The sequence below is a fragment of the Methylobacterium sp. WL116 genome (assembly GCF_008039455.1).
Classification (GTDB): Bacteria; Pseudomonadota; Alphaproteobacteria; order Rhizobiales; family Beijerinckiaceae; genus Methylobacterium.
The window spans coordinates 1-13520 of record NZ_VRUV01000071.1 but is presented as its reverse complement, the minus strand read 5'-3'; the positions used below and the strand labels follow the sequence as shown (position 1 = coordinate 13520).

Genomic DNA, 13520 nt, shown 5'->3' with positions numbered 1-13520 from the left:
GCCTTCGCCTTCGCGATCGTGCTGCTGGCCAACGAATGGATTCAGTGGCCGCCGCTCCTGACGATGGCGCTCGCGGCCAACCTCACCTGCTTCTGCGACACCGGCGGCCCGATCCGCATCCGCCTGCTGTCGCCTCCGAGCCCCGGCGACGAGGCCGTCAGCCTCGCGTGCTCGATCGGCTTGAGCCCCGGCGACCACGTCCTGCGCCGGGTCGTGATCGAGGGGGCGGAGGCCTCGGGCACGGAGATCGACTGCGGCGGCGCGACGATCGGCCGGACCGAGCCGGCGCCGACGCTCGCGGAGCTCGCGGTCGAGATCCGCTCGCGCGCGCCGACCGGAGCGGGGGGGATCTGGTCGCGGCCGAGCGGCGTGACCCTGCGCAACTGCCGCATCCTCGGCCACATCCGCGTCTGGGGCATGGGCCTCAACGGCCAGGGGCTCGCGGTGAAGGCGTCCTCGCACAGCCTCGGCCATACCGAGCGGGCACAGGCCGCCGCGCCGACGCAGGTCGCGATCCGCGATTCGACGATCACCGCGCTCGGGCACATCCCGATCTACCTCGCCCCCGGGGTCACCCGTTTCACCCTCCAGGGCTCCACCCTGAACGGGCGCTCGGGCGCGGACGCGATCTACCTCGACGCAGAGAGCGCGGACAACGTGATCGCCAACAACACCATCGACGTCGCGATCGGGCGCGAGGCCATCGCCGTCGACGGCTCGGCGCGCAACCGCATCATCGGAAACCGCATCGCCCAGCACGGGCAGGGCGGCGTGCGGCTCTACCGCAATTGCGGGGAGGGCGGCACAGTCCGCCACCAGAGCCCGTCGGACAACGTGATCACCGGCAACGTCTTCACCGGCGGCGGCGGCCTGTTCGGGTCGACGGCGATCGTCGTCAATTCCCGCGGCGGATGGCGGCTCTATTGCGGCCAGGATGCCGGCTACCCGTTCGGCAGCAGCCGCGACGATGCCGACGGCGGCACCGGCAACGTCGTCGAGCCGAACACGAGCGAGTGATCCGGCCTCAGCCGCCGGCCATCACGAGCGCCCAGAAGCGCTTGTAGCGGGTGCCGGGCGCGTCGACGCGGGCGATGCCGATCCGGCGGATCTGCGGGATTAGCATGTTCTTGTTGTGCTCGGGCGAGGCCTTCCAGCGGGCCAGCACCTGATCGAAGGTCTCGGAGCCGGCGCTGAGGTTCTCGGCCGACCAGGTGCGGCCGAGCCCGGCCGACGCCATCCGCGACGTGAAGCTGCCGCCGGCCTCGTGGCTGAGCTGGCCGGTGCGGGCGTTGTTGCCGGCCTGGAACGCCGCCGCCGTGACCAGCCCCGCGTCGACCGTCACCGGTCCGAGCCCGTGCTGCGCCCGGTATCGCGAGATCGCGGCGGCGGCAGCGGTCTCGTCGAGGATCACGGGGCTCACCGGGCCCGGACTCTCGAGGATCGTCGGCGTCCCGCAGGCGGAGAGCGCGAGGGCGAGGAGGCCCAGGCCGGCGAAGGCGTTGCGGTGGCGGCTGGCGCGGTGGGTCATCGGAAAAGGGTTCGCTGGCGGGACGGGCCGTCGCCTTGGCCCGGCCGATGCGGCGAAACCGGGGCGCGCGGCCGCCCGCACGACGCAAGAGCGGACGCCTGTGCCCGCGACGCCACGCCCAGCCTCAGATCCGTGTGCCGGGATCGCGCAGCGGAGCCCCGCAGCGCCAGCCGGTGATCCGGTATTCCGGATGCTCGCCGACCCAACGGGCGAGCTGCGGTTGCGCGACGTGCTGGCAGGCGCGCGGCGTGGCGACGTCGAGCGGCATGCGGCGCGCCTCGCAGGTCTCGGGAGCGCTCGCCATGCATGCGGTGAAGTACAGAAAGAACACGCCGGTCATCGCGATCCTCCGGGAGCCGCTGCCCTACGGCGCGCAGCGACGACGCTAGCACCGAGACGGTGGCCGTCGATGCGCCGATCCAACGCACCCCGGCACGAGACCGCTGCATCTCCGAAGGCCGGCCCCGCTCCATGCGGACGCCGCATCACGACGGAACCCGGTATTCGGCCCAGTTAATCGCGGCTGGTCGGTCGACGTGCCCGCACTGCCGCGACTCGGCCGGACCTTGCACCTGCCTTCGTACGATGAATAATGAACATCGACTCGGCCCGCGCGTCGAACATCATCGCCGGCCGAACCGTGACGCTGCAATCCTTCACCTTCGCTGCGCAGGAGCCTGACGCCCCCGACGGGTTCGGCGCCTATCACGATCTGTATGCCCACGGCTCCAACGTGGCCTTGGCGGGCGAGCGGTTCTACGCCCGCTTCCAGGCCCATCGCTTCCCGCGCATGGTGGTGTTCGATCGGTTCCTGCACGGCTTGGTGCACAGCCGCGACGCGACGCGGGTGCGCCGCGACGGCTTCGATCACGTCAACCTCCATCTCCTGCTCGCCGGCATGCTGTGGGGCGGTGTGCCCGGCGACGAGGGGCGGGTCGCGCCGGGCGAGATCCTGCTGTTCGATACGACGCGACCGCAATCGAGCCGGGCCGAGCACGCGCATGTCGTCACCATCGCGCTCGCGCGCGATCAGGTCGAGGGTCCGCTGCGTGCGTTCCGTGCCTTCCACGGCGCGGTGCTTCCGGAAGCATCCGCCGGATTGCTCGCGGACCTGATGGTCTCGCTCGCGCGCAGGGGGGCCGCGATCGACCCGCAGGCCGCGGCCGGGGCGGGGCGTGCGCTCGCGATGCTGTTGGCGGGGGCGCTGGGCGACCGGTCCGTCGCCGGCCTCGACGCGGACATGGACGAGCAGTCGATGCGTCTCAGGCGCGAGCGCGCCGAGGCCTTCATCGCCGCGCGCCTGTCGGACCCGGCCCTCGACGCCGAGACGATCGCGCGCGGGATCGGCGTCTCCCGCAGCATCCTGTATCGCTCGTTCTCGGGCGAGGGCGGCGTCGCGAACGTTCTGCGGCTTCGGCGGCTCGAGAGCCTGCGCGCCTGCCTGAGGCGGCCGACCGAGACCCGCTCGATCGCGGCCCTGGCCTTCGCCTGCGGCTTCGGCAGCGAAAGTCATTGCAACCGCGCGTTCCACGCGGCATTCGGGCAACCGCCGGGCCAGTTCCGTGCCGACCTGCAGCGGGCGCGCGCCTCCCGGGCGAGGATCGCCGAAGACCGGTCGCAGCTCGCCGCGTGGCTTTGTGAACTCTACTGATCCGGGCGTCCCGCACAGATCCGTCCGTTCGCCCGCCCCCTTGCCGACCGCGGATCGCAGCGGAGGACGTTCGGGCCGGCCGCTGACGCTGCTCCTGGCCTCGACGCAGCTCTTCGCCTTCAGCGACCGCTTCCTGATCACGGTCATCGCCACGCCGCTCAAGCACGACCTGATGCTGAGCGACGCCGAGATCGGCCTGCTCCAGGGCTCAGCCTTCGCGCTGCTCTACGCAGGGGCGCTGCCCGGGTTCGGCGCGATCGCCGATCGCGGGCACCGGCGGATGGTGCTGCTGGCATCCCTCCTCACCTGGACGATCGCGACGATCGCCTGCGGGCTATCCGGTTCCTTCGCCGCGCTGTTCGCGAGCCGCGTGCTCCTCGGGCTCGGGCAGTCGGGGATCACCCCGGCGGCCCTGTCCCTCCTGGCGGTCAGGATCGAGCGCGCGCAGCTCGGGCGCGGCATCTCGCTCCTGACCGCCGGCGGGACGCTCGGGCGAAGTCTCGCCTTCCTCGTCGGCGGCGCGACCCTCGGCTGGCTCTCGGGACGCGCCGGGATCGCGATCCCCGGGTTCGGCACGCTGGCACCCTGGCAGGCCCTGTTCGTGCTGGCGGCCCTGCCGAACCTCGTGCTGTTGGCCCTCATCTGGCGCATCGCCGAACCTTCGCAGCCCGTCGTGCCGGTCGCCCGCCCGAAATGGTCGCGCGTCGTCGGATGGATGATCCGCCGGCGCGGCGCCTACCTGCCGCATGCCGCGGCGGCGACCGCCGCGATCCTGATGGGCCAGACGCTGACGGCTTGGGCGCCGACCTTCTACGTGCGCACCCACGGCGTCACGCCGGCCGAGAGCGGCCTGGTCCTCGGTCTCGTGGTTCTGGTCACCGCACCGATCGGGCACGTCGTCGGCGGGATCGTGCTCGACCGGGTCCGGCGCACCAATCCGCGGGCCGCGCCGCTGATGCTGGGCCTCGGCCTCCTCTTCGCGCTCCCCGCCACCGCGACGATGGCTCTGGCGCCGGGCCTCGGGCCGTCCCTGGCGGGGTTCGCCGCCCTCGTCGTTGCCCTCGGCTTCTGCAGCCCCCCGGGGTTGGCCGGCATCCAGTTCCTGACGCCGGTCGCGTTGCGGGGCCGGGTCAGCGGCGTGTTCATCGCCTTCGTGACCCTCGTGGCTCTGGGCGCAGGGCCGGCGCTGCTCGGCCTCCTGAACGACCGGGTGTTCGGCACCGACGGGATCGGGCGGGCGTTCGTCGCGCTGTACGCGGTGGTCGGAAGCCTCGGCGTCGTCTTCGCCCTGATGGCGGCCCGGCGGGATTCCGGCCGGCGGCGCCGGCGGGCCTGATCAGGCGGCGGCCATCGCCCGGCCGAGCGCCACGGGCGCGAAGGCCCGCATCAGCGCGCCGTCGAGATGGCCCTTCATCCTGTCCATCGTCGCCAGCGCCTCGGGCGCCGCGATCGGATCGCGGTAGGTCCTGCGCTCGGTCAGGGCCGAGAACACGTCGCAGATCGCGACGATGCGCACGAGATCGGTGATCGCGCCGTCCTGCAGGCCGGCCGGATAACCGGTGCCGTCCATCTTCTCGTGATGGTGGCGCACCACCTCGACGATCTCCGGCTCGAAACCACCCTGCGCGACCAGCAGCCCGGCGCCGATCTCCGGGTGCCGCCGCATCAGGCGCATCTCCTCCGGCGTCAGGCGGCCGGGCTTGTTCAGGATCTCGACCGGGATGCGCGCCTTGCCGATGTCGTGCAGCAGCGCGGCCTTGGTGAGGCGATGCTGGTCGGCACGCGACAGGCCGACCAGCGCGCCGAACGCCGCAGCGTAGCCGGCCACGCCGAGCGTATGCTGGTAGACGCCGGCATCGTGCCGCCAGACGGTGGCGAGCCAGTCGCCGATCCCGGCCTCGGACACCGCCGCGAGGACGAGGTCGGTGCCGCGGTCGATCTCGGCCTGCTGGAACCCGGCTCCGAGCGCCGCCGAATCGAAGATCTCCGTGACGATCCCGGTGGCGGCCGCGCTGCGCGCCTCGAGACGCCGCGTCCGGTTCGCCCCGACCTCGATCATCGCGAAGACGCCGGCGAGGATCGTCTCGCGCGCGGCCGTCGCGGGCAGGCTTCTCACGATCGGCGAGGAGGAGGTACGCTGCGGGCCGCCGCGGCGCAGCACCAGCGTCGGGATCCAGGGGGTCTCGGCGAGGATGGCGTCGGCGATCGGCGGTGCGAGATCGAGCACCACCAGGGCGGGGCGTCCGCCGCCGAGCGGCCAGGCGGCCGCCGTGCGGCACGGCATCACCAGATCGATCCCGCGCGCCAGCGGGCGCCGCAGGTCGGCATGATCGGTGATCAGGAGGACGAAGGCGTCCTCCGCGGCCGGGAACTGGGCGCCCTGAGCCAATGCCGGAAATCCTCGGTTGTCGTCGTCAACGCTTCGTTGACGATAAACCGAACTTCGTGAGTGAACCGTTTCCGGATATTTCGGCGACGCCACGCTAATGCCCGATTCGGCGTCGGCGTTCACCTCGTCCGTAAGCGGGCAGAGTGCGCAGGTCGCCGGCGCACGGGATGCGCCCGTCGTCGATTCAGGCGACCGTCGCGCCGTGGACGTCGGCGTCGATCGCGCGGGCGCCGCGCGCCTCGGCGCCGTCGGTGAGGAAATCGGCAAGCTTCACGACGAGCAGCACCTGCACGCTGGCGAGGGCGGCGAAGACGGCGAGGAACGAGGTCAGCATGGCGGGATCCGGTTGCGTGTTGCGACGCAATAGATCTCATGCTGCGCTGCATTCTGGTATACCAAACGCCACATGCCAAATATGCGAATCACGCATGCGCTCAGGCTCGGCGGATATGTTCCACCGATCCGGCTCGGAGCCTCCGAACGATCCTTGAGGTCAGTCGAGATAGGCGCCGTAGGCGTCGACGTGGTCGGCGAGGCCGATGCCGTGGTCGCGAACCAGCCGCTCGGCGAGCTCGACGTCGCGCGCCTCCAGCGCGTCGATGATGGCGACGTGCTCGCGAATCGACTTCTCTGCCCGGTCGCCCTGGCGCAAGGCGGTGTTGCGGATGCCGCGCACGTGCATCAGCAGGTTGCTCGACAGCTCCGAGATCATCGCGCATTGCCCGAGCGAGATGATCTTCTGATGGAAGCGGATGTTGGCGTCGGAGTACTCGTCGATGTGCTCGGCCGGGCGGCCGTCGTAGAATTCGGGGAAGGCCTCGCGCAGCGAGCGCAGCTCGGCGTCCGAGGCGCGGGTGCAGGCGAGCCGGGCGGCCATGCTCTCGAGCGCCGCCCAGGCATGGATCATCCCGACGATCTCTTTCTTGGTCTTCTTGATCACGAACACGCCGCGCCGGGCCTCGGAGCGGACGAAGCCCTCCTGCTCCAGCACCGTCAGCGCCTCGCGCACCGGCGTCCGGCTGACGCCCAGATCCTGCGACAGCTTGCGCTCGTCGAGACGGACCTCGTCGGGGCGCCCGTAGATGTCCATGTTGGTGATGAACGTCTTCAACGCCTCGTAGGCCAAGGTCCGCAGGCTCGAACTGACCACGATCGGCTTGATGCTGAGCGACTCGGAGTTCGACATGCCGTACCCGTCGGTCCGCGTTCTTCGGTTTGTGTTCGACGCGCGACCGACCGCCGAAGTAACCCAAACCTCGGCGCCAGCCTAGATGGCACCCGTGCGCTCCACACAGGCACCGCTCGGCGCGTCGTGGGCGGGACCAAGGCGGCTCGGCGTCAGGATCGTCAAAGCACCACGCGACCGCGTGCACGTCCGATCCTTCTTGGTAATCCCGGCGAAATTTCTGTATTTTTATTCCACTCTCGTTGACAGGTTCCGCGAGGATGACGCACGATATTTCTGGCATACCGTAGACCAGAGATCGGCCGGCTGAGGCGCTGACTTTTTCTTGTTGCGGTGCCAAAAGTTTTTCCGAGATGAGCCGTGCAATTGAAGCTGCATCGGAAGCCGGAACGCGGCATCAGGATCATGCCGACATTGCGGTTCGCGCGTGAACGACGGTGTTCGCGCGACGACATCGAGGATTGAAGGGCGTCGGCGTTCCATGGCGCGCCGTCTGACGGCCGGCTCGGACGCCGGCCGCCACACGACGACGCTGCGGTCAACGCAGACGACACGCCACGTGCCGGACAACCGGCCTTACGCGAGACCTCTGGGAGGATGACATGATGCACGAAGAACGGCCGGCGATCGGACGGGTGTCCGACGGATATCGATGGATGCAGCTCGCGCTGGGCGTGATCTGCATGGTGATGATCGCGAACCTCCAGTACGGCTGGACGTTCTTCGTGCCCGACATCCAGAAGAAGTTCGGCTTCGACCGCGCCGCCATCCAGTGGGCGTTCACGCTGTTCGTGCTGTTCGAGACCTGGCTGGTGCCGGTCGAGGGCTGGTTCGTCGACAAGTACGGCCCGCGCGTGGTCGTGCTGTTCGGCGGCCTGCTCTGCGGGATCGGCTGGGTGATCAACTCCTACGCCACCTCGCTCAACATGTTCTATCTCGGCCAGGTCATCGCCGGCATCGGCGCGGGCGCGGTCTACGGCACCTGCGTCGGCAGCGCGCTCAAGTGGTTCCCGGACAAGCGGGGCCTGGCCGCGGGCATCACCGCCGCGGGCTTCGGCGCCGGCTCGGCCTTCACCGTGGCGCCGATCCAGTGGATGATCGCCGAGAACGGTTTCCAGGCCGCCTTCCTGTGGTTCGGTCTCGGCCAGGGCCTCGTCGTCTGCCTGCTGGCGTTCTTCCTGGTCTCGCCGAAGAAGGGTCAGGTGCCGGAGGCCGCCGTGAACGCCAACGTGATCCAGACCCGGCGCAACTACGCGCCCGGCGAAGTCGCGAGGCAACCGATCTTCTGGCTGATGTACTTCATGTTCGTCATCGTCGGCGCCGGCGGCCTGATGATCACCGCCAACCTGAAGCCGATCGCCGCCGACATCGGCGTCGACAAGATCCCTGTGACGATCCTCGGCGTGACCATGGTGGCGATCACCTTCGCTGCGACCATCGACCGGGTGCTCAACGGGCTGACGCGGCCGTTCTTCGGCTGGGTCTCGGACAAGATCGGCCGCGAGAACACGATGTTCATCGCCTTCGCAATGGAAGGGTTCGGCATCTACATGCTCTACCTCTGGGGCCACGATCCGCTGTGGTTCGTGCTGCTCTCTGGCTTCGTGTTCTTCGCCTGGGGCGAGATTTACTCGCTCTTCCCCTCGACCTGCACCGACACCTTCGGCTCGAAGTTCGCGGCGACCAATGCCGGCCTGCTCTATACCGCCAAGGGCACGGCGGCCCTGCTGGTGCCGGCGGCGAACTACCTGCAGCAGAGCTCCGGCAGCTGGGACGGCGTGTTCCTGATGGCCGCCGGCGCCAACATCCTGGCCTCGATCCTCGCGATCGCGGTGCTGAAGCCCTGGCGCAAGCGCGTGGTCGCCAACGCGATGCTCGCCGCGCCCGAGACCACCACCACCCGCGGGGTCGTGGCCGCCTGAGGGCGCCACCCCACCGACAGGTCCGAACGCGACGAGGCCCGGCACCGTCTTTACGGTGCCGGGCCTTCGCGCATATCGGGGGGAGGGGAACCGGAGGATTGCGGATGGACGCCGACGAGACCAGGGCGCGGGCGTCGGTGGTGGAGGCCGCGCGCGGCCTCGATGCGCAGGGCCTCAACCGCGGAACCTCGGGCAACGTCTCGCTGCGCTGGCGCGACGGCCTGCTGATCACGCCGTCGGGCATCCCGAGCGGGCGGATGGCCCCGGAGGACGTGGTCTTCCTCCGCATGGACGGCAGCTTCAACCATCCCCTGAGCCCGTCCTCGGAATGGCGCTTCCATCGCGACATCCTGCAGGACAAGCCGGCGGTGAACGCGGTGGTGCACGCGCATCCCGACCACGGCACCGCCTTCGCCATGTGCCGCCAGACGATCCCGGCGGTGCATTACATGATCGCGGCCGTGGGCGGCCCGACGATCCGCTGCTCGGGCTACGCCACCTTCGGCACCGAGGAGCTCTCGCGCCTGGCGCTCGAAGCGCTGGAGGACCGCAACGGCTGCCTGCTCGCCAACCACGGCATGATCGCCACCGGCCCCGACCTCGCCAAGGCGTTGTGGCTCGCGGTCGAGATCGAGACCCTTTGTCGGCAATACGCGATCGCGCTGCAGGTCGGCACGCCGGTGGTGCTGCCCGACGACGAGATCGCGCGCAACATCGAGAAGTTCAGGAGCTACGGGCCTCGGCCGACGGCCTGACGCGATCGACGCGTCGGCCGATCGCCAGCGCGCTCGGGTCCTCATTCCGAGGCTCAGCCGCCCAGGATCGTGCCGACGCTCACGCCGCCGCCTTGCGCGAACTCCACCGCCGAGACCTTCTTGCCGCCCTCGGGCTTCACCTTGAAGATCTCGATCTGGCCGCCCTGCGCGGTGACGCGGATCGAGTCGTCGCCGATCGCGATCACCTCGCCGACCTTGCCCTTCACGCCGCCGAGCGTCCGCACCGGGTGCAGGCGGGCATCGAAGATCTGCAGCTTGGCGCCGTTCACCGTGGTCCAGGCGCCGGGCGCGGGGTTGGCGGCGCGGATCAGGTCGTAGATCTGGTTGGCGTGGGCGCCCCAGTTGATCGCCGCCTCGCGGGCGCGGAACCAGCCCTCGTAGCTCGCGGCGTCCTCGTCCTGGTCGATCTCGATGTGCCGGCCGGCGACGACGAGGTCGGCCGCCTCCAGCATCGCCGCGACGCCCATCGGGAAAAGGCTGTTGAAGTAGACGTCGCCGAGGGTGTCGTCGGCGCCGATGTCGCAGGTCTTCTGCAGGAGGATCGGGCCCTCGTCGAGGCCGTCGGTCGGGCGGAAGATCGTCAGCCCGGTCTTCGTGTCGCCCTTCGCGATCGGCCAGTTGATCGAGGACGGCCCGCGATACCGCGGCAGCAGCGAGGGATGGTACTGGATCGTGCCGTGCTTCGGGATGGTGACGAAGTCCTGCGGCGCGAACTGCAGCACGTAGGCCATGACGCCGATCTCCGCGTCGAGCCCGCGCATCGCGGCCTCCGCCTCGGCGCTCTTCAGGCTCGGGAACTGGAACACCTGCAGCCCCTGCTCGAGCGCCGCGGTCTTGAGCACGTCGGGCTTGGCGCCCTCCTTCTCGGGCGCGCAGAACACGCCGGCCACCGTGTCGCCGCGCTTCAGGAAGGCCTCCAGCACCGCCTTGCCGAAATCCTGCTGACCGATGAAGGCGATGCGCATGGGATCCTCGTCGTTTCGGTGGGATGGTCCGCCTCGACCCGTTCGTCCAGGAGGATGCCGGATGCACGGGCGACCTCGGCCGCCCCGGGATGCTCGCCGTCATCCCGGGCTCTGCGACGCAGCCCCGGGGATGACGGGCGGAGGCGGGTTGGCCCGCTTCCGCCGCGATGGTCGGATGCGATCCGCGGGCCTACTCCGCCGCGATCTTCTCGATCCGTCCGACGGCGCCGGAATGGGCGATCTCGTCGACCTCGGCATCGGTGTACTTGAGGACGCTGCGCAGGATCTCGTCGGTGTGCTCGCCCAGCAGCGGCGAGCGCGTCACCTCGCTCGGGCTCGCCGACAGCTTGATCGGGTTTCCGACGGTCAGGTAGGTGCCGCGCGTCGGGTGCTCGACCTCGACGATCGTGCCGGTCTTGCGCAGCGACTCGTCGGCGGCGATCTCCTTCATCGACAGGATCGGGCCGCAGGGGATGTCGTACTCGTTGAGGATGTCCATCGCCTCGAACTTGTCGTGCTTCATCGTCCAGGCTTCGATGCGCGTGAAGATCTCGTTCAGGTGGGGCAGCCGCGCCTTGGGCGTGGCGTAGCCCGGATCGGTCTTCCAGCCCGGCTCTCCGATGATGTCGCAGATCGGCGCCCAGACCGCGGCCTGGGTGATGAAGTACAGGTACGCGTTGGGATCGTGCTCCCAGCCCTTGCACTTGAGGATGCGGCCGGGCTGGCCGCCGCCGGAATCGTTGCCGGCGCGCGGGGTCGAGTCGCCGAACGGGATGCCCTCGCCGAACTGGCTGTACTCCGTGAGCGGGCCGTGATCGAGGCGCTGCTGGTCGCGCAGCTTGACCCGGCACAGGTTGAGCACGCTGTCCTGCATCGCGCAGTCGACCTTCTGCCCGAGCCCGGTGACGGTGCGGTGGAACAGGGCGGTGACGATGCCCAGCGCGAGATGCAGGCCGGTGCCGGAATCGCCGATCTGGGCGCCGGTCACCATCGGGATGCCGTCGCGGAAGCCGGTGGTGGAGGCCGAGCCGCCGGCGCATTGCGCGACGTTCTCGTAGACCTTGCATTCCTCGTAGCGGCCCGGCCCGAAGCCCTTGACCGAGGCGAGGATCATGCGCGGGTTGGCCTCGTGGATCTTCTCCCAGGTCAGGCCCATGCGGGCGAGCGCGCCGGGGGCGAAGTTCTCGACGAGCACGTCGCACTCCTTCACCAGGCGCCAGAGCACCTCCTTGCCCTTCGGCGTCTTCGAATCGAGCGTGATCGAGCGCTTGTTGTGGTTCAGCATGGTGAAATACAGGCTGTCCACGTCGGGCAGGTCCTGGAGCTGGGCGCGGGTCGCGTCGCCGGCGCCGGGACGCTCGACCTTGATCACGTCGGCGCCGAACCACGCGAGCAGCTGCGTGCAGGTCGGGCCGGACTGGACGTGGGTGAAGTCCAGGATTTTGACGCCTTCCAGGGCCTTGCTCATGGTCTGTCTCTGATCTTCTCGAGTTCGGTGGATCGGGATGCCGGCGATGCCGCCCGGCTTCGAAGGTGTCGCGCCGCGATCCCGTCAGGCCTCATGCCTGGCGGGTGCGCTCGCGCATCGTCAAGTCAATAAAAGTCCGGTGCCGGCCAAGCCCGGCTTGCCGCAGGGTCACGCATGCGCCGACCCGGTGCGGGGCGTCCGAGCGCGCAGGCCCGGCCGCGGCTGCCCGAAGGCCCTCATCACGCCCGAGGGGCATTGCGACGCTCCATCCCTGTTGCCTTGCTCGACGTCGGCCTTGTCGACCGTTGCCGGCAAGATGACCGAAGATGGAATGGCATGCAATATGCCAAACGAAGGCGTCGGTTGCCCCGATTTCCGCTATGCCGGGCCCGCCGATCGGGCGAGCCGACCAAATTTACGATCCGCCTCGACTTGTGCAACCGCAAGATGTCGCCCCCGAAATCGATCGAATTCCGCATTCACGCGGGCCGATTGTTGTTGTCGGCGCAGGCGGCGCAGGGCATCTTGCGTCGTCCGACGGATCGACACGATGAATGTTCCCGCCGCCTTGGCGATCCAATCGCTCCCGTTCGCCTGGCTGGCGCTGTCGACGCGCCGGGGCAACGGGGATGCGTTCGCGATCCTCTACCTCGTCGGCCTCGGCCTCGTGTTGTCGATGATCGTATGGCTGGGCGACCAGGCGGGCTTTGATCAGGCGATCTCGGCCGCCGGCGAGCTCGATTGATCTGGCGGCCCTCGTCGCAGCATTCATCGCGCAGGCCGACGACGTTCGCGGCCGCCCACCTGTCTTTCCAGCAAGGCACTTGGCACGGGCAGGATACGGGTTCATCCTCCCGGTCAAACGACGCTCGATCAACGAGCGAAGACCAACGGAGGTACGCCCATGCTTTCGAGTTCCCGCCTCATCAAGTCGTCCTGGATCGCCGTCGAGGTCACGCAGGAGCGCGCCGAGCGCGTGCTGGTGGTCGAGACCTACATCGCCGTCAGTCCGCTCGAGCGGAACTACGAGGCGGCACAGTACGAGAAGGTCGTGGACTGCGTCCGGCACGTGCTCGCGGCGCATCCCGAGATCGACCGGGCCTCGATCCTGAGCATGCATCGCGGCTCCGGCTGCGCCAGCCTGTTCCGGGCCCCGGCCGAGGCGGCCTGAGCCGGACCCGCGTCGTGATGCGATGAGCGCTTCGGCGGCACCGGCCGGCTACGCCCTGCCGGACGACGGCCTCGTCGGGCGCGGGCCGTGGAATCCCGGCATCGAATCGACGCTGCCGCGGCGTTTCCTGCCGCTGACGACCCTGTACCGCCCCGAGAACGTCGCGACGCCCCTCGCCGAGGCGATGGAGCTTTCCGCCTTCTCGGGCCTGCCGATGCCGGAGATCGTCGCCTTCCGGCCGGATCGCCTCGTCGTGCACGAGCTGCTGATCCGGGTGATGGCCGACCTCTCGGTCCCCGTCGGCGAGACCTACGGCGATCTCGGCGTCAACTTCCGCGCGATCGTCGCCCACATCCTCGCGACCGCGATCGCGCCGCATGCGGACCGGATCGCCGAGACCCTTCGCGCCGTGGCGGACGAGGCGCGCGCCCGGATCGCCGCGGAACTCGACGCGGCTTTCGCGC

At 69.6% G+C, this 13520-nt stretch carries 14 protein-coding genes and 1 pseudogene; 8 read left to right on the top strand and 7 right to left on the bottom strand.

Features of this window, described 5'->3' with window-relative positions; all coding sequences use genetic code 11:
- Positions 1 to 1017, top strand: a 1017-nt coding sequence (locus tag FV223_RS08465; protein WP_147726399.1) for a right-handed parallel beta-helix repeat-containing protein, incomplete at its 5' end; no start/stop codon positions are given.
- Between the two features lie 7 nt (positions 1018 to 1024).
- Here FV223_RS08465 and FV223_RS08460 read toward each other — a convergent pair.
- Both FV223_RS08460 and FV223_RS08455 read right to left on the bottom strand, forming a co-directional pair.
- Positions 1025 to 1528 carry a CAP domain-containing protein gene (locus tag FV223_RS08460; RefSeq protein WP_147726398.1) on the bottom strand — a complete coding sequence of 168 codons (504 nt, stop codon included), beginning with the start codon at positions 1526 to 1528 and terminating at the stop codon, positions 1025 to 1027.
- Between the two features lie 124 nt (positions 1529 to 1652).
- Positions 1653 to 1868 carry a hypothetical protein gene (locus FV223_RS08455; protein WP_147726397.1) on the bottom strand — a complete coding sequence of 72 codons (216 nt, stop codon included), beginning with the start codon at positions 1866 to 1868 and terminating at the stop codon, positions 1653 to 1655.
- A 252-nt stretch (positions 1869 to 2120) separates the two neighbouring features.
- Between FV223_RS08455 and FV223_RS08450 the strand changes: the two genes are divergently transcribed.
- Together FV223_RS08450 and FV223_RS08445 are read left to right on the top strand one after the other, a co-directional pair.
- On the top strand, positions 2121 to 3179 hold the full coding sequence (locus tag FV223_RS08450; protein WP_147726396.1) for a helix-turn-helix domain-containing protein: 1059 nt from the start codon (positions 2121 to 2123) through the stop codon (positions 3177 to 3179).
- A gap of 40 nt (positions 3180 to 3219) precedes the next feature.
- A complete protein-coding gene (locus tag FV223_RS08445; protein WP_147726395.1) occupies positions 3220 to 4515 on the top strand; it encodes an MFS transporter in 1296 nt (431 codons plus the stop codon).
- Here FV223_RS08445 and FV223_RS08440 read toward each other — a convergent pair whose 3' ends face one another.
- The 3 genes from FV223_RS08440 to FV223_RS08435 all read right to left on the bottom strand — a co-directional run bounded on the left by FV223_RS08440 (position 4516) and on the right by FV223_RS08435 (position 6754).
- Positions 4516 to 5568 carry an HD domain-containing phosphohydrolase gene (locus tag FV223_RS08440; protein ID WP_246686441.1) on the bottom strand — a complete coding sequence of 351 codons (1053 nt, stop codon included), beginning with the start codon at positions 5566 to 5568 and terminating at the stop codon, positions 4516 to 4518.
- Between the two features lie 184 nt (positions 5569 to 5752).
- On the bottom strand, positions 5753 to 5902 hold the full coding sequence (locus FV223_RS30200; RefSeq protein ID WP_187274712.1) for a hypothetical protein: 150 nt from the start codon (positions 5900 to 5902) through the stop codon (positions 5753 to 5755).
- Between the two features lie 159 nt (positions 5903 to 6061).
- Positions 6062 to 6754, bottom strand: coding sequence for a GntR family transcriptional regulator (locus FV223_RS08435; RefSeq protein WP_147726394.1), 693 nt, complete (start codon positions 6752 to 6754; stop codon positions 6062 to 6064).
- Positions 6755 to 7410: 656 nt separating this feature from the next.
- On the opposite strand from FV223_RS08435, the gene oxlT reads away from it, so the two are divergent.
- Both oxlT and FV223_RS08425 read left to right on the top strand, forming a co-directional pair.
- On the top strand, positions 7411 to 8676 hold the full coding sequence (gene oxlT / locus FV223_RS08430) for an oxalate/formate MFS antiporter (RefSeq protein ID WP_246689643.1): 1266 nt from the start codon (positions 7411 to 7413) through the stop codon (positions 8674 to 8676).
- 104 nt (positions 8677 to 8780) lie between these two features.
- Positions 8781 to 9431: a class II aldolase/adducin family protein gene (locus FV223_RS08425; protein ID WP_147726392.1), complete on the top strand. Its 651-nt coding sequence runs from the start codon at positions 8781 to 8783 to the stop codon at positions 9429 to 9431.
- A 53-nt stretch (positions 9432 to 9484) separates the two neighbouring features.
- Here FV223_RS08425 and FV223_RS08420 read toward each other — a convergent pair whose 3' ends face one another.
- Complete coding sequence (locus FV223_RS08420) at positions 9485 to 10417, bottom strand: methionyl-tRNA formyltransferase (RefSeq protein ID WP_147726391.1); 933 nt, start codon at positions 10415 to 10417, stop codon at positions 9485 to 9487.
- A 190-nt stretch (positions 10418 to 10607) separates the two neighbouring features.
- Positions 10608 to 11885 (bottom strand): formyl-CoA transferase, encoded by a 1278-nt coding sequence (gene frc / locus FV223_RS08415; protein ID WP_147726390.1) that lies wholly within the window; start codon positions 11883 to 11885, stop codon positions 10608 to 10610.
- 550 nt (positions 11886 to 12435) lie between these two features.
- On the opposite strand from frc, the gene FV223_RS08410 reads away from it, so the two are divergent.
- From FV223_RS08410 to FV223_RS08400, 3 genes and pseudogenes are all read left to right on the top strand, one after another.
- A complete protein-coding gene (locus FV223_RS08410) occupies positions 12436 to 12630 on the top strand; it encodes a hypothetical protein (protein ID WP_147726389.1) in 195 nt (64 codons plus the stop codon).
- 159 nt (positions 12631 to 12789) lie between these two features.
- On the top strand, positions 12790 to 13056 hold the full coding sequence (locus tag FV223_RS08405) for a hypothetical protein (protein ID WP_147726388.1): 267 nt from the start codon (positions 12790 to 12792) through the stop codon (positions 13054 to 13056).
- A 22-nt stretch (positions 13057 to 13078) separates the two neighbouring features.
- Positions 13079 to 13520, top strand: a pseudogene (locus FV223_RS08400) (hypothetical protein); the annotation flags it as partial.

Coding starts and splice junctions, on each gene's coding strand:
- frc (WP_147726390.1), bottom strand. CDS start 11,885: ATGAGCAAGGCCCTGGAAGGCGTCAAAATCCTGGACTTCACCCACGTC.
- oxlT (WP_246689643.1), top strand. CDS start 7,411: ATGCAGCTCGCGCTGGGCGTGATCTGCATGGTGATGATCGCGAACCTC.
- FV223_RS30200 (WP_187274712.1), bottom strand. CDS start 5,902: ATGCTGACCTCGTTCCTCGCCGTCTTCGCCGCCCTCGCCAGCGTGCAG.
- FV223_RS08455 (WP_147726397.1), bottom strand. CDS start 1,868: ATGACCGGCGTGTTCTTTCTGTACTTCACCGCATGCATGGCGAGCGCT.
- FV223_RS08425 (WP_147726392.1), top strand. CDS start 8,781: ATGGACGCCGACGAGACCAGGGCGCGGGCGTCGGTGGTGGAGGCCGCG.
- FV223_RS08450 (WP_147726396.1), top strand. CDS start 2,121: ATGAACATCGACTCGGCCCGCGCGTCGAACATCATCGCCGGCCGAACC.
- FV223_RS08435 (WP_147726394.1), bottom strand. CDS start 6,754: ATGTCGAACTCCGAGTCGCTCAGCATCAAGCCGATCGTGGTCAGTTCG.
- FV223_RS08460 (WP_147726398.1), bottom strand. CDS start 1,528: ATGACCCACCGCGCCAGCCGCCACCGCAACGCCTTCGCCGGCCTGGGC.
- FV223_RS08405 (WP_147726388.1), top strand. CDS start 12,790: ATGCTTTCGAGTTCCCGCCTCATCAAGTCGTCCTGGATCGCCGTCGAG.
- FV223_RS08410 (WP_147726389.1), top strand. CDS start 12,436: ATGAATGTTCCCGCCGCCTTGGCGATCCAATCGCTCCCGTTCGCCTGG.
- FV223_RS08420 (WP_147726391.1), bottom strand. CDS start 10,417: ATGCGCATCGCCTTCATCGGTCAGCAGGATTTCGGCAAGGCGGTGCTG.